This window comes from Pseudoduganella chitinolytica (assembly GCF_029028125.1).
In the GTDB taxonomy this organism is placed as follows: domain Bacteria; phylum Pseudomonadota; class Gammaproteobacteria; order Burkholderiales; family Burkholderiaceae_D; genus Rugamonas; species Rugamonas chitinolytica.
The window spans coordinates 4,490,853-4,510,475 of sequence record NZ_CP119083.1 but is presented as its reverse complement, the minus strand read 5'-3'; the positions used below and the strand labels follow the sequence as shown (position 1 = coordinate 4,510,475).

Genomic DNA, 19,623 nt, shown 5'->3' with positions numbered 1-19,623 from the left:
GTGACGGTTCCCGCCGCGTGCGGCGTGGGAACGAACATGGGAGCCGCGGCGGCGGCGCGATTCAGCGGGGCGGCAGGGCGGTGCGCAGCAGCGTGCGGGGATCGACCTGGCCGCCGCCGCGCTGCACTTCGAAGTGCAGGTGCGGACCGGTGACCTTGCCGGTCGCGCCGGACAGGGCGATGCGCTGGCCGGCCGTGACCCGGTCGCCGGCCTGCACGGCACGCGCGTCGAGGTGGGCGTACAGCGTTTGCGTGCCGTCGCCGTGGTCGATGACGATCACCTTGCCATAGCGGGCACCGCCTTCATAACGGTCGGTGGAAACGGTGACAATGCCGCCGGCCGGGGCCAGCACGGCGCTGCCGCGCGCGGCACCGAAATCCATGCCCCGATGGGGCTGGCCGCTGGGCCGGTTGGTCGCGCCGAATTCGCTTGTCACACGCAGCTGCGCCAATGGCGCCTGCCACTGCGGCACCTCCGCGAGCGACGGCGGTGCGCTGGCGGGAGCGGCCGCGCCGCCGTCAACGGTGGCGACACGCGGTTGCAGCAGCACGCCGGCGGCGCACAATGCCGGCAGCAGCAGCGCGATGGCGACGACGACGGGCAGCGGTGCCGCGCGCCCGCCCGTCCGGATCAGGTGCACGCGCTCGGCCACCGTCGGCCCGGCGCTGCCGAATTGCAGGGCGGCGGGCACCGGGCCGACGAGTTGGCGATGGAGTATCTGCAGTTGCGCCAGCAGTGCCGTCGCATAGCTGCGGCGTGCGCTGGCCGGCCGGCCCGCCAGCACGGCACGGTCGCAACCCAGTTCCAGCGCCCAGTGCAGGCGGCGGCGCAGCGCGTGCGCCGCTGGCACGAACCACAACAGCGCCTGCAGCAGCGCGCCGGCATGCTGCCACCAGTGATCGTGGCGGCGCAGGTGCGCCAGTTCATGCGCGACGATCAGGCGCTGCTGGTCGACGGCGAAGCTGCGCAAGTGGCGCGGCAACAGCAGCACAGGGTGGCGCAGGCCGGCCAGCATCGGTGCGATGGGCGCGTCCACCTCCAACACGGGCACCGCGCAGGCTTGCCCTGCGAACGCCGGGTGGGCCGCCAGCGCGGCGCCGTCCAGCGTATCGCCCGCCTGCAGCAGGCTGCGTACAAGGTGGCGGCCCTGTTGCCAGCGCCGCGCATGCCAGGCCACGCCGGCGGTGTAACAGCCCAGCCAGAACCAGGCGCACCATGGCAGGATGCTGGCTTCCTCCAGGTCGTCGCTGCCGGTCAGGTCGGCGCTTGGCGTGACCGGCGCGGCGGAGGCCACCGGCAGCGTGACCGTCGCGGGCACGAGGCTGTACTGCGATGCCACCGGCAGCAGCACGAGCACCAGCGTTAGTGCACCGGTCAGCAGGGCAAGCAGCCAGGGGGCACGCCGTTCGGCCAGCGCGGGCCAGCGCCGCAGGGCCGCCCACAGCACGGCCCAGGCCACCGTCGCGGTCACGAGAGTGCTGACGCACGCCAGCAGGAAGTGGATGGCATGGGCGTTCATGCTTACTCCTTGTCCGCGGGCCAGTCGTGCAGCAGCTGTTCCAGCTCGGCCAGTTCGGTATCGTTGACGAGCTTGGAGCCGGTAAACATATTGACGGGCAGCGGCGCGTCCATTTCCATCACGCGGCACCCGAAGTCGTGCGCGAAGGCCGCCAGCGTCTCCACCTTGTCCAGCACCGCGCGATAGACATTCACGCCATGCACCACGTCGATGGCGACCATGCCCTTGTCCAGCATGCGGTCGAGCGTCTTGCGCGTGGACGAGTACGACCACTGCAGCTCGTCTTCGGCCTGCTCGTGCAGTTCGCGGGCGGACAGCGGCTGCTGCCGCCACAGGCACTTCAGCAGCGTGAGTTCGGTAACGGATGGGATGGACATGGGACCTCCTGTGACAGTTGACGCAATCATACGACATGTGTCGCATGCTATCAACGGTTTTGTGCGCCATTTGTCGCAGAGGCGAAATGCATCACGTTCCGGGACAAGACAACCCGGCCGATCACACCTTCAGGAACTCCTCGCGCCCGCCCAGCCAGCGCTCCAGGTGCGCCGCCACGATGGCGGCGCTGCCGGGCAGCTCGTCGTGCAGCAGCGCGTGGGCCACGTCGCGCGCCTTGTCCACCAGCCAGCCGTCCGTCTCCAGGTCGGCAAAGCGCAGCATGGCCTGGCCGGACTGGCGCGCGCCGAGGAATTCGCCAGGGCCGCGGATCTCCAGGTCGCGCCGGGCGATCTCGAAGCCGTCCGTCGTTTCGCGCATCGTCATCAGCCGCTGCTTGGCGATGGGGCCCAGCGGGCTTTGGTACAGCAGCAGGCAGACGCTGGCCGCCGAGCCCCGGCCGACACGGCCGCGCAGCTGGTGCAGCTGCGACAGGCCGAAGCGCTCGGCATGCTCGATCACCATCAGCGACGCATTGGGCACGTCCACGCCCACCTCGATGACGGTGGTGGCCACCAGCACGTGCACGTCGCCGGCGGTAAACGCATCCATGACGACCTGTTTCTCGGCGGGCTTGAGGCGGCCGTGCACCAGGCCCACCTGCAGGTCGGGCAGGGCCCCCGCCAGCGTTTCGTACGTCTCCGTCGCCGTCTGCAGCTGCAGCGCTTCCGATTCCTCGATCAGCGGGCAGACCCAGTAGACTTGCCGGCCTTCCAGCGCCGCGGCGTGCACGCGTTCGATGACCTCGTCGCGCCGGTTCTGGTCGATCACGCGCGTGACGATGGGCGTGCGGCCGGGCGGCAGCTCGTCGATGATGGACACCTCCAGGTCGGCGTAATACGTCATCGCCAGGGTGCGCGGGATCGGCGTGGCCGACATCATCAACTGGTGCGGCACCAGCCCTTCCGCACCCTTGTTGCGCAAGGTGAGGCGCTGGCCGACACCGAAGCGGTGCTGCTCGTCGACGATGACGAGGCCCAGGCGGTCGAACTGCACCGTGTCCTGGATCAGCGCATGGGTCCCGATCACGAGGCGCGCGGCGCCCGATTCGACGCGCTCGACGGCCGCCTGCTTGTCCTTCTTTTTCAGGCTGCCCGTCAGCCATGCCACTTCCACGCCCAGCGGCGCGAGCCACGCGGCGATCTTGCGAAAGTGCTGCTCGGCCAGGATCTCGGTGGGCGCCATCAGCGCGGCCTGGAAGCCGCTGTCGATGGCCTGCGCCGCCGCCAGCGCCGCGACGACGGTCTTGCCGCTGCCGACGTCGCCCTGCAGCAGCCGCTGCATGGGGTACGGTTGGCGCAGGTCGGCGCGGATCTCCTCCAGCACCCGCGCTTGCGCTGCCGTCAACTGGAACGGCAGCGCGGCCTGGAACGCGGCCGACAGGGAGCCGACCGCCGCCAGCGGCGCCGCGCCTTTCAGCCGACGCGACTGCTGCGCGCGTTTCAGCGACAGCTGCTGGGCCAGCAGCTCGTCGAACTTCATGCGCGTCCACGCGGGGTGGCTGCGGTCCTCCAGCGCGTGCTCGTCGATGTCCTGCGGCGGGTAGTGCAGCAGGCGGATGGCGGGCGCGAACGGCTGCAGGTGCAGGCGCTCGCGCAGCTCGTCGGGCAGCGTGTCGGTCCAGTCGACCCGCCTCATCGCCTCGGCGATCGCGCGCCGCAGCACCGTCTGCGACAGCCCTTCGCCGGAATGGTAGACGGGCGTCAGCGACGTGGGCAGCGGCGCCCCTTCGTTGACGACCTTGTACGTGGGATGGACCATCTCGGCGCCGAAGAAGCCGTGCTTCAGTTCGCCGCGCGCGCGCACGCGCGTGCCTTCGGCCAGTTGCTTGACCTGGCTGCCGTAGAAATTCATGAAGCGCAGTTGCAGCTCGCCGGTCTCGTCGGCGATGTGGACGATGAACTGGCGTCGCGGTTTGTACGTGATTTCGTTCGACGTGACGACGCCTTCCACCTGCGACGTGTGGCCGCCCCGCAGGCACGCTTCGCGGATGGGGATGACCTGGGTCTCGTCCTCGTAGCGCATCGGCAGGTGCAGCACCAGGTCCATGTCGGTGCGCAGGCCCAGCCTGGCCAGTTTGCTTTCGGCTGTCGCCGCTTTCTTCACTGCGGGCTTGCTTTGCTTCGTTTCAGCCATTTTTGCGCGATTTTTGGGCAGTAGCGTAAAATAGAGGGTTGCCTTTTGGTTTTCAGATGCTCCGCCTGCTATCACGACATGTATTCGTTATCCGACTTCGATTTTAACTTGCCGCCCGAGCGAATTGCTCAATTTCCTCTGCCGGACCGCAGTGCCTCGCGCCTGCTGCACGTGGACGGCGCGCGCCTGGCCGATCGCCAGTTCACCGACATCCTCGATTTGCTGCAGCCGGGCGACCTGCTGGTGATGAACGATACCCGCGTGCTGAAGGCGCGCTTCTTCGGCGTCAAGGACAGCGGCGGCAAGGTCGAGGTGCTGGTCGAGCGCGTGCTGGACACCCGCACCGTGCTGGCGCAAGTGCGCGCGTCGAAGTCGCCCGGCCCGGGCGTGAAGATCCGCCTGGCCGACGCGTTCGACGTGACCGTCGGTGAACGCGCCGGCGAGTTCTATACGCTCGCATTCGAATCCGACGTGTTCGACCTGATCGAGCAGTACGGCCGCCTGCCGCTGCCGCCGTACATCGAGCACGCGCCGGGCGAAGTCGACGAGACCCGCTACCAGACCGTGTTCAACAAGGTGCCGGGCGCTGTCGCCGCGCCCACGGCCGGCCTGCACTTCGATGAAGCGCTGCTGCAGAAGCTGAAGGACAAGGGCGTGCGGTTTGCCTACGTCACCTTGCACGTGGGCGCCGGCACGTTCCAGCCCGTGCGCACCGAGAACCTGGCCGAGCACAATATGCACACGGAGTGGTACACGATGCCGCAGGAAACGGTGGACGCGGTGCGCGCCACGCGTGCGGCCGGGCGCGATGTCATCGCCGTCGGCACCACCAGCCTGCGCGCGCTGGAGTCGGCCTCGCAGTCGGGCGAACTGGTCGCCGGCAGCGCCGACACGGCCCTGTTCATCACGCCGGGCTACCTGTTCAAGACCGTCACGCGCCTGATCACCAATTTCCACCTGCCCAAGTCGACGCTGCTGATGCTGGTGTCGGCCTTTGCCGGCTACGACGAGATCCGCGCCGCCTACGCGCACGCGATCGCCCACGAATACCGCTTCTTCAGCTATGGCGACGCCATGCTGCTGACGACCCCGAATCGCGTTTGAGCGCCCGATCGATGACGCAACGCGCGGGTACAATGGTTTGCATTCAACTCAACCAAGCACAGGGTGGGAACTAATGAAGCCGTCGATATTCCTGAAACGCGTCAGTCTGCGTAACTACAAGAGCATCGCCAACTGTGACGTAAGGCTGTCGCCACTCACCTACTTGGTTGGCGCGAATGGCTCCGGGAAGAGCAATTTCCTCGATGCCTTACATCTAGTCAGTGATGCCCTGAGCGGTTCCCTCGACAATGCGATGAACGAGCGGGGTGGTTTGTCGGAGGTGCGACGCCGATCGAGCGGACACCCGACGCATTTCGGTATCCGGCTCGAGTTTTTCCTGCCGAGTGGCGAGGACTGCTATTACGCGTTTACCGTTGGGGCGTTGCCGAGCGGCGGATACGAAGTACAGAAGGAAGAATGCTGCATTGGGGGCGTGGGCCACGGCCCATACTTTGCGTTGGAGCGCGGCCGCGTGACGTCATCGAGTGAGGCAGCGTTCCCGGCCGTTACCGCTGACCGGCTTGCGCTTGTTAGTGCGTCCGGCCTGGCAGCCTTTCGTCCGGCCTATGATGCTCTGACAGGGATGGGCTTCTACAACCTGAATCCAAAGCTCATCAGGGAGCTCCAGAAACCGCAGGATGGCCGGCTTCTCAAACCTGCTGGGGAGAACATTGCCAGTGTCGTCGGCCACTTGGCGAGAACCAATCCGCCGGCACTTCGGATCATTGAAGATTACTTGCACGCTGTGGTGCCGATGGTGCACGGTGTCGAACGCGAGGCCGTTGGACCGATGGAATCGCTTTCGTTCAAGCAGGACATGGCAGGAGCAAAAAATCCCTGGCGTTTTCTCGCGCAGAACATGTCCGACGGCACCCTTCGAGCGCTTGGCATATTGACCGCGCTCTTTCAGGGCAACAGCGACCACTCGCCGTCGCTGATCGGCATCGAAGAACCGGAAACGGCGCTGCACCCGGGGGCATCCGCGGCGTTGCGTGAGGCTTTGACGCGCGCGGCGGAACGGACACAAATCATCGTGACCAGTCACAGCCCTGATTTGCTGGACGATACAAATATCTCTCCCGATGCTTTGCTGGTGGTCGCTTCGGAAGAGGGCGTCACGCGCATTGCGCCACTCGGGGAGGGCTCGCGTGCAGCTATGCGCGACCATCTATGTTCGGCTGGAGAATTGCTGCGTCTGAACCAATTGAATCCCGAGCCGGTCGTCTCCGCCGCCCCGGCCCGGCAAATCGATCTCTTTGGCGAAACGAAGTGATGATTAACGTCGTGTCCATTGTCGAAGGCGATGGGGAGGTCGAGGCGCTCCCTGTACTGCTGCGCCGACTGTCGCAATGGCTGACACCCGGCCAGTACACGCATATCGCCCGTCCTATTAGAGTACGGCGCGATCAGTTCCTGAACCGGCCGGAGATATTCGAGAAGCAATTGCGCATTGCTGGCCATCTTTGCCAAGCGCCTGGGTGGATATTGATCCTGCTTGATGCTGATGACGATTGCCCTGTCGCCCTGCGCGAAAGTTTGCAGGCCAGGGCAGCCGCCGTCTTGCCGAATCACCGGATATCCGTCGTTCTGGCCAATCGCGAATACGAGGCCTGGTTTGTCGCGTCCGCACAGTCACTCGATGGCAAGCGGGGCTTCGTCTGTCCTACGCTCGTGCCTGAAGCCGATCGTATTCGCGGCGCCAAGCAATGGATCAGCAAGCACGTTCCCGCCGGCGCCTACCATGAGGTGATCGACCAGCCGGCATTGTCGGCGGCGATGAATCTTGAGCAGGCTCACCACACCAGTCGCTCGTTCCGAAAGCTGTGCAGCGACTGGAAAACCCAACATCAACACTTGAAGCACCCTTGAGTAAAGAGTAACAATGCTGGAATTTACACTGCACAAGACCGACACGACCGGTCTCACGAAGGCGCGCCGCGGCACGCTCAAACTGAACCACGGCACCGTCGAGACGCCGATCTTCATGCCGGTCGGGACGTATGGCTCCGTCAAGGCGATGTCGCCGCTCGAGCTGAAGGAAATCGGCGCCCAGATCATCCTCGGCAATACGTTCCACCTGTGGCTGCGCCCCGGGAACGACGTCATGTCCAAGTTCGGCGGCCTGCACGGCTTCATGGGCTGGGACAAGCCGATCCTGACCGACTCCGGCGGCTTCCAGGTGTTTTCGCTGGGGGAGATGCGCAAGATCACGGAAGAGGGCGTGCATTTCAACTCGCCCATCAACGGCGACAAGCTGTTCCTGTCGCCCGAGATCTCGATGCAGATCCAGCGCGTGCTGAACTCGGACATCGTCATGCAGTTCGACGAGTGCACGCCATACGAGATCAATGGCCGTCCGGCGACGTTGGACGAGGCGGCGAAATCGATGCGCATGTCGCTGCGCTGGGCCCAGCGCTCGATGAACGAATTCAAGGCGGGCGAGAACCCGAACGCGCTGTTCGGCATCGTCCAGGGCGGCATGTTCGAGTCGCTGCGCGACGAATCGCTGGAAGGGCTGGAGCAGATCGACTTCCCTGGTCTCGCCATCGGCGGCCTTTCCGTGGGCGAGCCGAAGGAAGACATGCTGCGCGTGCTGGAGCACGTCGGCCCGCGCCTGCCGGCCAACAAGCCGCACTACCTGATGGGCGTGGGCACGCCGGAAGACCTGGTGGCCGGCGTCTCGAACGGCGTCGACATGTTCGACTGCGTGATGCCGACCCGGAACGCCCGCAACGGCTGGATCTTCACCCGCTTCGGCGACATCAAGATCAAGAACGCCCGCTACAAGGACGACAAGGAGCCGCTCGACCCGACCTGCTCGTGCTACGCCTGCCGCAACTTCAGCCGCGCCTACCTGCACCACCTGCACCGCGCGACGGAAATCCTGGGCGCGCGCCTGAACACGATCCACAACCTGCACTACTACCTGGACATCATGCGCCAGATGCGCGAGGCGCTGGACGAAGACCGCTTCCCCGACTGGGTCAAGCAGTTCCACGCCGACCGCGCGCGCGGCGTCTAGAAACCCGGGACAGACCCGGGTTTCCAGGCAATTTTCCTCAAAACAGCGGTCTGTCCCGGGTTTTGGGGCGGCCGTGGCGGATTGCACACTACTTGCAAATTCCGCCACGGGCCCAATCTGATGGCCTTTGGCCGGTGCTAGAATACAGCGCTGCATTTTTTAACTATATTGGAGTCACCCGTGTTCATTTCCAACGCTTATGCTCAAACCGCCGGCGCCGCCGACGCTTCGCTGATGGGCAATCTGTCGACCTTCGTGCCGCTGATCCTGATGTTCGTGGTCATGTACTTCCTGATGATCCGTCCCCAGCAGAAACGCGCCAAGGAACAGAAGGCCATGATGGACGCACTGGCCAAGGGCGACGAAGTCGTGACGGCAGGCGGCATTCTCGGCAAGGTGTCCAAGGTGACGGACATCTACGTGACGATCGAAGTCGCGGCCGGCACGGAAATCGTCGTGCAGAAGCCTTCGGTCACGACCCTGCTGCCGAAAGGCACGCTGAAGGGTCTGTAAGACACGTGCGGGCGGCCTGGCCGCCCGTTTGCGTATCGACGCCGCTTTACTAGAACGCTGAAGAATATGAACCGCTATCCTGTCTGGAAATACATCGTCATCGCCGTGGTCGTGCTGCTGGGTGCACTGTACACGGCGCCGAACTACTTCGGCGAATCGCCCGCCCTGCAGATCACCAGCGGCAAATCCACCGTTAAGATCGACAGCACGGTCGCCACCCGCGTGACCGAGGTGCTGAAGGCGCAGAACCTGCCCGCCAGCGAAGTGACGCTGGACGAAGGCGCCAGCCACTCCGTGCGCGCCCGCTTCACCGATACCGACACCCAGTTCAAGGCCAAGCTGGCCCTGGAGCGCGGCCTGAACGCCGATCCGGCCGACCCGACCTATATCGTCACCAACAACCTGCTGGCCAACACGCCGAAGTGGATGCAGAAGCTGGGCGCGCTGCCGATGTACCTCGGCCTCGACCTGCGCGGCGGCGTGCACTTCCTGATGCAGGTGGACACGAAGGCGGCGCTGGTCAAGCGCGTGCAGGGCTTCCAGGCCGCGATCCGCACCCAACTGCGCGACAAGAACGTGCGCCACGCCGGCATCGAACGCGTGGGCGACTCCATCGTCGTCAAGTTCCGCGACGATGCGACCCGCCAGGCCGCGCGCAAGGCGCTGACGGACATGGCCGAGCTGGCGCTGGTGGACAGCACCAGCGGTCCCGACCTGATCCTGACGGCCAGCATGAAGCCGGCCGCGCTGAAAGCGGCGCTGGACAACGGCGTCAAGCAGAACATCGCCACCCTGGCCAAGCGCGTCAACGAACTGGGCGTGACGGAACCGATCATCCAGCAGCAGGGCGCCGACCGCATCGTCGTGCAGCTGCCGGGCGTGCAGGACGTCGCCCGCGCCAAGGCCATCATCGGCCGTACCGCCACGCTGGAAGTGCGCCTGGTCGACCAGTCGGTCACGCGCGGCACCGAGATGACCGCGGCGATTCCGTACAACTCCGAGCTCTTCACGGTCGGCAAGAACGTGCCGGTCGTGCTGTACAAGGACGTGATCCTGACGGGCGACTACATCTCGTCGGCGGACGCGCGCCTGGACCAGAACCAGCAGCCGGCCGTGTCGATCGACCTGAATGGCGACGGCGGCCGCAAGATGCGTGAAGCGACCCGCGACAACGTGGGCAAGCTGATGGCCATCGTCCTGTACGAGAACAAGAAGCCGGAAGTGCTGTCGGTCGCGACGATCCAGCAGGAGCTGGGCAGCCAGTTCCAGATCACCGGCATGGGCAGCATGGAGAACTCGACCGAGCTGGCCCTGCTGCTGCGCTCCGGCGCGCTGTATGCGCCGATGACGGTCATCGAGGAACGCCTGGTGGGCCCGCAGCTGGGTGCCGAGAACATCTCGAAGGGCTTCCACTCGACGATGTACGGCTTCGCCGCCATCGCCGCCTTCATGATCCTCTACTACATGATGTTCGGCTTCTTCAGCGTGCTGGCGCTGGCCGTGAACCTGCTGCTGCTGGTGGCGATCCTGTCGGTCATGCAGGCCACGCTGACCTTGCCGGGTATCGCGGCAATCGCGCTGGCGCTGGGCATGGCGATTGACGCCAACGTGCTGATCAACGAGAGGATCCGCGAGGAATTGCGGGGCGGCGCGTCGCCGCAGGCGGCCATCTCGGCCGGCTTCGACCGCGCCTGGGCGACCATCTTCGACTCCAACGTGACCACGCTGATCGTCGCGCTGGCGCTGCTGGTGTTCGGTTCCGGTGCCGTGCGCGGGTTCGCCATCGTGCACGCGCTGGGTATCCTGACCTCGATGTTCTCCGCCGTCTTCGTGTCGCGTGGCGTGGTCAACCTGTGGTACGGCCGCAAGAAGAAACTGCAGTCGCTGTCGATCGGTACCGTCTGGGTACCCGGTCAGGCCAAGTAACCATCACAGCCAGAGGATTTCATGGAATTTTTCCGCATTCATAAAGACATCCCGTTCATGCGCCACGCGTTGATCTTCAACGTGGTGTCGGCGCTGACGTTCGTGGCCGCCGTGTTCTTCCTGATCCAGAACGGACTGCACCTGTCGATCGAATTCAAGGGCGGCACCGTGCTGGAGGTAAAGTACCCGCACGCGGCCAACCTGGAAGGCATGCGCCAGTCGCTGTCGGCCGCCGGCTACGAGCATCCCGAGGTGTCGAGCTTCGGCACCGCCAGCGACGTGATGATCCGCCTGCCGATCACGCCGGGCACGAGCTCGGACAAGACGTCGGCCAACGCGTTCGAAGCGCTGTGCCGTGCCGAGAAAGGTACGACGCGTCACTTCGACACGACGACGCCGCAGGGCGAACACGTCAGCCGCACGGCCTGCCTGGACGCGGCCAACAAGGAGCTGGTCTCGCTGCAGCGTGTCGAATTCGTCGGCCCGCAGGTCGGCGAGGAGCTGGCGCAGAACGGCCTGAACGCACTGGTGATGGTTGTCGTCGGCGTGATGATCTACCTGGCGATCCGCTTCGAGTGGAAGTTCGCCGTGGCCGCGATCATCGCCAACCTGCACGACGTCGTCATCATCCTGGGCTTCTTCGCGTTCTTCCAGTGGGAGTTCTCGCTGACGGTGCTGGCGGCCGTGCTGGCCGTGCTGGGTTACTCCGTCAACGAATCGGTCGTCATCTTCGACCGGATCCGCGAAAACTTCCGCAAGCAGCGCAAGATGAGCGTGCACGAAGTGATCGACAACGCGATCACGAGCACGATCAGCCGTACCATCATCACGCACGGCTGCACGCAGATGATGGTGCTGTCGATGCTGTTCCTGGGCGGTCCGACGCTGCACTACTTCGCCATCGCGCTGACGATCGGTATCCTGTTCGGTATCTACTCGTCGGTATTCGTGGCCGCGGCCGTCGCCATGTGGCTGGGCGTGAAGCGCGAAGACCTGATCAAGCCGGTCAAGGAAAAGGACGAGACGGACGGCGCGGTCGTCTGACCCGCCACCGCCTGCACCGCAATGCCGCCTCCGGGCGGCATTTTTTTGGCGCTGTGCCCCGGTCGTAATGAACTTCCCAGCTCGGCCGCAGTCTTACCCATCAGGCAGATCACGCTTGGGGAGGAGACATGGACGCACAGCAATTCGACGCCGCACAGGTCCAGGTATTGCAATGGCTGACGCAGCTGACGGGCAAGCAGGCCGACGAACTACGGAGCATCTTCGATCGCTGTTCGTCGCTGGCTGAGTGCCTGGCGATCCTCGCGGAAGCCGGCAGTAAACTGCGCCACTGTCCTCATTGCGAGGGCGACCGCCTCTATCGCCACGGCGTCTACCGCGGCTTGCAGCGCTACCGGTGTCGCCAGTGTGGCGCCAGCTTCAATGTCCTGACGAAAACGCCCCTTGCGTTCATCCGATTGCGCGAGAAATGGCTGCCGTTCCTGCAGTGCATGCTGCACTCCATGACGGTGCGCGGCGCAGCCAAGGCCATCGGCATTCACCGCAACACAAGCTTCCGCTGGCGCCACCGCTTCCTCATGATGGCAAAAGATGCGCGGGCGCTGCCGCTCGACGGCATCGTGGAAGCGGACGAAACCTACCTACTGGAATCGCAAAAAGGATCGCGACACCTAACCCGTCCGGCCCGCCGACGGGGCGGCAGCGCCAGCCATCGGGGACCGGGCAAGGAGCATGATTGCATTCTGGTTGCCTGTAACCGTAGCGGCAAAGCGTGCGACTTCGTGCCGGGGCGAGGGCCGGTAACGGCGCAGCAGTTGCATACTTGCCTGCCGCCGGTACTGGCACCCGGCGTCCTGCTGGCGACCGACAGCGCTGTCGCCTATAAAGCGTTCGCCACCGCGGCGGGTATCGCGCATGGGGCAGTGAATCTGCACGCGGGCATCCGCGTCGATGGCCTCATCCACGTACAGACCGTCAACAGCCACCATAGCCGCTTCAAGGGCTGGCTGCGGCACTTCCTGGGTGTTGCCAGCCGCTACCTGCCCAACTACCTGGGCTGGCGGCACGTGCTCGACGCAGGCCGTGTTGCGCTACCGAAGCATTTCCTGCGCGTAGCGCTGATGCTCGACGTCATCTAAGTACCGATGGGCTACTTCACTACGATCGGGGCACAGCGCCATTTTTTTTGCAGAAAAGGGTGACTGTCACCGTTTTTCTGCAACCTCGAACAAGCATTTTTTTGTTGACTTCGGATATAGCCGTTATTACACTCATTGCGTGTTGTTAGCGCTATCATCAGCGCTTCGCAGGTCCGATGGGCGGGCCGGGTTTCACTTGCCCGGTCTGTTTTTGCTGTGCGGACGAGCCTGGGGCTCGTCCGTGCAGGTTTTTTTCAGGGACGAGGTCGATCCGATGGCAGAGGCGTTGGCAGGGCAGCAGGCACTCTCCTGGCGCGAGCGCATCAGCTATGGCATCGCCGACATGGGCTTCAATTTCTATTGGGCCAATATCGCGACGTTCCTGCTGTTCTTCTACACCGATATCTTCGGCATCAGCGCCGCCGCCGCCGCGTCGATGATGTTTGCGATCAAGCTGGTCAACGCCTTTACCGATCCGCTGATCGGCGCGCTGGCCGATCGCACCACGACCCGTTACGGCAAGTTCCGTCCTTACCTGGTGTGGGGTGCGCTGCCGCTGGGCGCCGCGGCGGTGCTGACGTACACCACGCCCGACCTGGACCACGACGGCAAGCTGGCCTGGGCCTATGGCAGCTACCTGCTGATGATGGTGTGCTACACGGCCATCAACATCCCGTACAACGCGCTGTCCGGCGTGATGTCGGCCGATCCGCAGGAGCGTTCCACCATCAACGGATTGCGCTTCATCTGCGCGTTCGGCGGCAGCACGCTGGTGACGGCCGCGACGCCCGCGCTGGTGCAGTGGCTGGGCGCGGGCGACGACAAGCTGGGCTGGCAGTTGACAATGGGCGCCTGGGCCGTCGCGGCGTCGCTGCTGTTCGTCCTTTCGTTCGCCAACACGCGCGAACGCATCGCGCCCCCGCCGGGCCAGCGCTCGAACGTGCTGCAGGACGTGCGCGACCTGGCCGGCAACGGACCCTGGCTGGTGCTGTTCTTCCTGGCGCTGATCATCATGGTGACGATCACCTTGCGCACGACGACGGCCGCGTACTACTTCAAATACTACGTGGGCCGGCCCGAACTGATGGCCAGCTTCGTGCCGACCTACATGATGGCCGCCGCCGTCGGCGCGGCCGCCACGCCGCTGATGACGCGCTTCATCGACAAGAAAATGCTGATGATCGTGCTGATGTCGCTGACAGCTGTGCTGTCGGCCGCGTTCTTTGCCGTGCCGCCCGACCAGGTGGGCCTGATGTTCGTGCTGCAGGCGGCGCTGGGCCTGGTGCTGGGACCGAAGTCGCCGCTGGCCTTCTCGATGTACGCCGACACGGCCGACTACACGGAATGGCGCACGGGCCGGCGCGCCACCGCCATGACGTTTGCCGCGGCCACGTTCTCGCAGAAGCTGGGCACCGCGCTGGCCGTGGCCGTCATCGGCGCGCTGTTCACGGCGCTGGGCTACGTGCCCAACGCCACGCAGTCGAGCGGCTCGCAGGCCGGCATCGTCTGGTTGATGTCGCTGATTCCCGCCGCGTTCGCGCTGCTGGCCGTTGCCGTGATGTGCTGCTACCGGCTGGACGGCGCGCGCCTGCAAGGCATCCAGGCCGACCTGGCCGCCCGTAAAACCTCGTTGTTCCCCCAAGCCTGACCGGAGAATTCATGTCGTCGTCCGTACTACGCCCCGCCGCCGGCGGCAACCGTTATGAACTGCTGTCGCCCAAGGCCATGCCGCGTGCCGCGGGCTTCCTGTGGAACCGCCGCATGATGATCCAGGTGACCTGCCGCGGCTATGCCGTCGCCCAGTTCATGCAGCCGGAGCCGGCAAAATATGCGCACGCGCCCAACCTGGAAGCCAGGACGTTCATGCAGCCGGAGCAGGGCTATTACGCGCACCATCCGGGCCGCTTCTTCTATATCAAGGACGAGGACACGGGCGAGCTGTTTTCCGCACCCCACGAGCCGGTGCGGGCGGCGCCGGAGCGCTTCGTGTTCTCGGCCGGGAAGAGCGACCTGGCGTGGACGGTCGAGCACCATGGCATCCGCGTGGAACTGGTCATGAGCCTGCCCGTGGACGACGTCGCCGAACTGTGGTCGCTGCGGGTGACGAACCTGTCGGGCCGCGCGCGCCGGCTCAGCGTCTGTCCGTACTTCCCGATCGGCTACATGTCGTGGATGAACCAGTCGGCCGAGTACCGGCCCGACCTGCAGGGCGTTGTCGCCAGCTGCGTCACGCCGTACCAGAAGGTGGCCGACTACTTCAAGCAGAAGGACTTCAAGGACAAGACGTATTTCCTGTGCGAGCGCGCGCCGGATGCGTGGGAAGCGGCGCAGGAAGCGTTCGAGGGCGAGGGCGGCCTGCATGCGCCGTCGGCACTGCAGGCCGACACCCTGGCGGGCGGGGATGCCCGCTACGAGACGCCGGCGGCCGTCGTGCAGTACCGCGTCGCGCTGGCTGCCGGCGCGGCGGAGGACTACCGCTTCCTGTTCGGTCCCGCGTTCGACGATGCCGAGATCGCGGCGATGCGTGCGCGTTACCTGGGCGAGGCGGCCTTCGCCCGCACCCGTGCCGAGTATGCGGACTACGTCGCGCAAGGGGCGGGCTGCGTCACCGTCGAAACGCCGGATCCGGAACTGGACAACTTCGTCAACCACTGGCTGCCGCGCCAGGTGTACTACCACGGCGACGTCAACCGCCTGACGACGGACCCGCAGACGCGCAACTACCTGCAGGACAATATGGGCATGACGTTCGTGCGTCCCGCCACGGCGCGCGCCGCGTTCCTGCACGCGCTGTCGCAGCAGGAGGCGACGGGCGCGATGCCGGACGGGATCCTGCTGGTGGAAGGGGCAGAGCTGAAGTACATCAACCAGGTGCCGCACACGGACCACTGCGTCTGGCTGCCCGTGTGCCTGAAGGCCTACCTGGACGAGACGGCCGACTGGGCGCTGCTGGGCGAGGTCGTCACGGCGGCGGACGGCAGCGGCCTGACGGTGGCCCGGCGCATCGGCCGCTCGATGGACTGGCTGCTCAAGGAACGCGACCTGCGCGGCCTGTCGTTCATCGCCCAGGGCGACTGGTGCGACCCGATGAACATGGTGGGCTACAAGGGCAAGGGCGTATCCGGCTGGCTGACCGTGGCGGCCGCGTATGCGCTGAACCTGTGGGCCGACATGTGCGCGCACGTTGGCGATGCCGAAGGCGAGGCGCGTTACCGGGCCGGGGTGCGCGAACTGAACGAGGCAGCCAATCACTACCTGTGGGACGGCCGCTGGTTCGCCCGCGGCATCACGGACGACGGCGTGGTCTTCGGCGTCAAGGACGATGCGGAAGGGCGCCTGTGGCTCAATCCGCAGGCGTGGTCGATCCTGTCCGGCGCGGCCAGCGCCACGCAGCGCGCGCTGATGCTGGCGGAGATCGAGCAGCAATTGCATACGCCGTTCGGCGTGCAGATGTTCGCGCCGCCGTATTCGAAAATGCGCGACGACGTGGGCCGCGTCACCCAGAAGCATCCCGGCTCGGCGGAAAACGGCGCCGTCTACAACCACGCCGCCGCGTTCTACATCTACAGCCTGTACACGAGCGCGGAAAGCGAGCGTGCTTATGGCCTGCTGCGCCAGATGATCCCCGGGCCGGACGAGGCGGACTACCTGCAGCGCGGCCAGCTGCCGATCTTTATCCCGAATTACTATCGCGGCGCCTGGAAGGAATATCCGCGCACGGCCGGTCGCTCCAGCCAGCTGTTCAACACCGGCACGGTGTCGTGGGTGTACCGCTGCGTCATCGAAGGCCTGTGCGGCCTGGTCGGCGACGAGGACGGCCTGCGCATCGCGCCGCAACTGCCACAGGCATGGCCGGGGATGCGCGTCGTGCGCCAGTTCCGTGGCGCGACGTTCGACGTGACGATCCGGCGCACCGGTGGCGAGAGCGTCGAAGTGCGCTGCGACGGTGAACTGCTGGCGGCGCCGCGCGTGACGGGCATCGAGGCGGGGCGGCGCTACCGGCTGGAGGTGGGCGTACCGTGATGGGTAGAGAGCCACGGCAGCGCCGGCCAGGATCGAATTGGGGACAGCCTCCAGAAATTGGGGACAGCCTCCAATTGCGAAATCGGAGGCTGTCCCCAATTCGCGAAATCGGAGGCTGTCCCCAATTCGTGGCAGCCAAGGTGTCATCGCCGCGCCAGGATCGCCTGCACCAGCACCGGCACGTCCTGCTCGATAGCGAGCCGCAGCCCGGCCTCGTCGGCCTGCAGCGGCTCCAGCGTGGCCAGCTGGCTGTCCAGCAGCGACAGCGGCATGTAGTGGCCCTGGCGCGCGGCCATCCGTTCGGCGATCAACGCGCGGCTGCCGTCCAGGTGGGCGAAGCGCAGCCCTGCGTCGCCCGCGCGCAGCAGGTCGCGGTAGCGCCGCTTCAGGGCCGAGCACGAGACGACGATGCCAACGCCGGCCATCACCGCCGCCCGGATCTCCGCTTGCAGGCTCAGCAGCCATTCCGCGCGGTCGTCGTCCGTCAGCGGGGTGCCCGCAGCCATCTTGGCCACGTTGGCCGCCGAGTGGTACCGGTCGCCTTCGACGAACCGCGCGCCCAATGCCTCGGCCAGCGCGATGCCGACGGAGCTCTTGCCGCAACCGCTGACTCCCATGACGACCCAGCGCTGCGGCGCGTCCTCGATCCGTTCGTTCATCCTCACCTCTGATAGCGCTAACATTGGCAGCCAGTCTAGCGCAAGCCGGGGCGTTCTTCAAGCGATTTGGGGCCCGCCTCGAGCATGCCGCTCCGAACCGACAGCCGGGGCCAGACCCGCCGGGTCTCATCCCAGTCCTTGCTCTGGGGGTAGTCAGGCGCTCTCGCGCGCCATCAACGTAAAGCCCAGGTCCAAGTGCGTCTGCGATGGGATCTCGCCGCGAATGGCGGCGCGCAGCATGGTCGCCGCCTCGTAGCCGATGCGGTAGCGCGGCGTACCCACCGTCGTCAGCGAAGGCTTCATCCATGCCGAGGCGGGCAGGTCGTTGAAGCCGCAGATGGCCAGGCGTTCCGGCACCGCGATGCCGCGGCGCTGGCACTGGTAGACGGCGCCATGGGCCAGGTCGTCGTTGCAGCAGAAGATGGCGTCGCAGTCGGGCACCTTGGCCAGCATGCGGCCCAGCAGCTCGGCGCCCAGCGCGATCGTGGACGGATCCGGCACCATCAGTTCCAGTTGCGGGTCCGCCAGGCCCGCGTCGAGCATGGCCTTGCGGTAGCCTTCGCAGCGCTTCAATGTGCGCTCGTCCAGCTGGGCGGCCATGAAACCGATGCGGCGCCGGCCCTTGTCGATCAGGTAGCGCGTCATCGTCTCGCCCGCGTCCAGCTGCGAGAAGCCCACGCACAGCTGCTCCGGATCGTCCGACAGGTCCATCATCGACACGACCGGTACCTTCGACGTGGCCAGCATCTGCCGCACGCGCGGGCTGTGCGTCAGGCCGGACAGCAGGATGCCGTCCGGGTTCGACTGCATGTAGATGTTGAGGAGCTTTTCCTCCTCGGCGTCGGAATAGCGGGTGTTGCCGATCAGGACCTGGTAGTTGTCGGCATCGAGCACGTCCTGGATGCCCTGCAGCACGGCCGTGAACACGGTGTTCGACAGCGACGGCACCAGCACGACGATCACGTTCGACTGCGCCGACGCCAGCGCCCGGGCGGCGCGGTTCGGCACGTAGCCCAGTTCCTGCACGGCCTGTTCGACGCGCTGGCGCAGCAGGGACGACACGAGCTCCGGCTGGTTGATCGCCCGCGACGCGGTCATCGGTGCGACACCGGCCAGGCGCGCGACATCGCTCAGCGTGACGCGGCCGCTGGCGCGGCTTTTGGTGGAAGTGCTTCGGCTCATGGTGGCTAACGTTGTCGTTATTGTTATCAGGGCTGGATTTCGCCACGAATCGGTGGGACTGTCAATTGCTGACTGCTGCAGCGAGCCCTCCGCGCACATGAATATGGCGCATTTGACGCTCGTGCACAGGCTGTGGGAGCATCGTCGGCGTCATCACAACAGGGACCGTGCATGGAGATCGTCCACATCGACAGCTGGGAACAATTCGTGACCTTGACGTCCGAATGCGACGGCTGGGCCTTTCGGGGACTGCCGGACGCCGACTGGCAGCTTCTCAGTTCACTCTCGCGTTACCTGCACAGCTTCGTGCCCGACCGGGCCTCCTGGCGCCAGCGCGAGGAGCGCGCCTTGCGCATCTTCCGGCGCAAGGCGCACATCTACCTGCCCGACCCGCATGTGCTGGTCGACGACATCCGCTGCCTGGCGCTGATGCAGCACCATGGCGCGCCGACGCGCATGCTCGACTTCACCAAGTCGCCGTTCGTCGCCGCGTTTTTCGCCTTGAACAATACCAACCGCAGCGCGGCCGTCTTCGCCCTCGACACGCCGACGCTGTGGCGTGCGGCGCCGCGCCATGACGCGGCCTTGCGGCGCGAGGCCATCGATCCGCGCGTGCCCGGCAATTTCGAGCGCTACTTCGCCCCCAACGACCAGGACATCCTGTGGGTGGGCGAGCCGGAGGCGATGGACCGGCGCCTGGTGGCGCAGTCGGGCACCTTTGTCGTGCCGGGGGTGCTGGACAAGCCGCTCGACGCCATCATCGGCCAGTATGGGGGCGGTGCCGCACTGATGCGCAAGTTCGTGCTGCCGCCGGCCCTGCGCGCCGACGCGATGCTGGCGCTGTACCGCATGAACATCACCCACGCCACGCTGTTCCCGGACCTGGACGGCCTGGCCCGGTCGATCGGCTACGAGCTGGAAATCACGTGGCCCGGCCATCGCCTGGGCGGGCAGGGCTGACCC

At 65.8% G+C, this 19,623-nt stretch carries 16 protein-coding genes; 11 read left to right on the top strand and 5 right to left on the bottom strand.

The window, feature by feature from the left end; all coding sequences use genetic code 11:
- Positions 1 to 61: 61 nt before the first annotated feature.
- From PX653_RS20015 to recG, 3 genes are all read right to left on the bottom strand, one after another.
- Positions 62 to 1,519, bottom strand: a complete 1,458-nt coding sequence (locus PX653_RS20015) for a M23/M56 family metallopeptidase (RefSeq protein ID WP_277414491.1) — start codon at positions 1,517 to 1,519, stop codon at positions 62 to 64.
- A gap of 2 nt (positions 1,520 to 1,521) precedes the next feature.
- Complete coding sequence (locus tag PX653_RS20010) at positions 1,522 to 1,896, bottom strand: BlaI/MecI/CopY family transcriptional regulator (protein WP_277414490.1); 375 nt, start codon at positions 1,894 to 1,896, stop codon at positions 1,522 to 1,524.
- Between the two features lie 121 nt (positions 1,897 to 2,017).
- Positions 2,018 to 4,090: an ATP-dependent DNA helicase RecG gene (gene recG, locus PX653_RS20005; RefSeq protein WP_277414489.1), complete on the bottom strand. Its 2,073-nt coding sequence runs from the start codon at positions 4,088 to 4,090 to the stop codon at positions 2,018 to 2,020.
- Positions 4,091 to 4,168: 78 nt separating this feature from the next.
- Between recG and queA the strand changes: the two genes are divergently transcribed.
- From queA to PX653_RS19955, 10 genes are all read left to right on the top strand, one after another.
- The gene (gene queA, locus PX653_RS20000; protein WP_277414488.1) at positions 4,169 to 5,194 is read left to right on the top strand and encodes a tRNA preQ1(34) S-adenosylmethionine ribosyltransferase-isomerase QueA; all 1,026 of its coding nucleotides are present in this window, start codon (positions 4,169 to 4,171) and stop codon (positions 5,192 to 5,194) included.
- Positions 5,195 to 5,267: 73 nt separating this feature from the next.
- On the top strand, positions 5,268 to 6,467 hold the full coding sequence (locus PX653_RS19995) for an AAA family ATPase (protein ID WP_277414487.1): 1,200 nt from the start codon (positions 5,268 to 5,270) through the stop codon (positions 6,465 to 6,467).
- Positions 6,467 to 7,063, top strand: coding sequence for a DUF4276 family protein (locus PX653_RS19990; RefSeq protein WP_277418616.1), 597 nt, complete (start codon positions 6,467 to 6,469; stop codon positions 7,061 to 7,063). Before PX653_RS19995 ends, PX653_RS19990 begins: the two co-directional genes overlap by 1 nt.
- 13 nt (positions 7,064 to 7,076) lie before the next feature.
- Positions 7,077 to 8,216, top strand: coding sequence for a tRNA guanosine(34) transglycosylase Tgt (gene tgt, locus PX653_RS19985; RefSeq protein ID WP_277414486.1), 1,140 nt, complete (start codon positions 7,077 to 7,079; stop codon positions 8,214 to 8,216).
- 180 nt (positions 8,217 to 8,396) lie between these two features.
- Entirely contained in the window at positions 8,397 to 8,729 is a 333-nt protein-coding gene (gene yajC, locus PX653_RS19980; protein WP_277414485.1) for a preprotein translocase subunit YajC, read from the top strand.
- Between the two features lie 66 nt (positions 8,730 to 8,795).
- On the top strand, positions 8,796 to 10,655 hold the full coding sequence (gene secD / locus PX653_RS19975; protein WP_277414484.1) for a protein translocase subunit SecD: 1,860 nt from the start codon (positions 8,796 to 8,798) through the stop codon (positions 10,653 to 10,655).
- Positions 10,656 to 10,676: 21 nt separating this feature from the next.
- Positions 10,677 to 11,699, top strand: a complete 1,023-nt coding sequence (gene secF, locus PX653_RS19970) for a protein translocase subunit SecF (RefSeq protein WP_277414483.1) — start codon at positions 10,677 to 10,679, stop codon at positions 11,697 to 11,699.
- A gap of 128 nt (positions 11,700 to 11,827) precedes the next feature.
- Positions 11,828 to 12,796, top strand: a complete 969-nt coding sequence (locus PX653_RS19965; protein WP_277414482.1) for an IS1595 family transposase — start codon at positions 11,828 to 11,830, stop codon at positions 12,794 to 12,796.
- A 274-nt stretch (positions 12,797 to 13,070) separates the two neighbouring features.
- Entirely contained in the window at positions 13,071 to 14,444 is a 1,374-nt protein-coding gene (locus PX653_RS19960; RefSeq protein WP_277414481.1) for an MFS transporter, read from the top strand.
- An 11-nt stretch (positions 14,445 to 14,455) separates the two neighbouring features.
- On the top strand, positions 14,456 to 16,819 hold the full coding sequence (locus tag PX653_RS19955) for a GH36-type glycosyl hydrolase domain-containing protein (RefSeq protein WP_277414480.1): 2,364 nt from the start codon (positions 14,456 to 14,458) through the stop codon (positions 16,817 to 16,819).
- 143 nt (positions 16,820 to 16,962) lie between these two features.
- On the opposite strand, the gene PX653_RS19950 is transcribed toward PX653_RS19955, so the two are convergent.
- Positions 16,963 to 17,478 (bottom strand): gluconokinase, encoded by a 516-nt coding sequence (locus PX653_RS19950; RefSeq protein ID WP_277414479.1) that lies wholly within the window; start codon positions 17,476 to 17,478, stop codon positions 16,963 to 16,965.
- 153 nt (positions 17,479 to 17,631) lie between these two features.
- Complete coding sequence (gntR, locus tag PX653_RS19945) at positions 17,632 to 18,660, bottom strand: HTH-type transcriptional regulator GntR (RefSeq protein ID WP_277414478.1); 1,029 nt, start codon at positions 18,658 to 18,660, stop codon at positions 17,632 to 17,634.
- 171 nt (positions 18,661 to 18,831) lie between these two features.
- Here gntR and PX653_RS19940 point away from each other — a divergent pair, with 171 nt between their 5' ends.
- Positions 18,832 to 19,620 carry an FRG domain-containing protein gene (locus PX653_RS19940; RefSeq protein ID WP_277414477.1) on the top strand — a complete coding sequence of 263 codons (789 nt, stop codon included), beginning with the start codon at positions 18,832 to 18,834 and terminating at the stop codon, positions 19,618 to 19,620.
- Positions 19,621 to 19,623 lie beyond the last annotated feature (3 nt).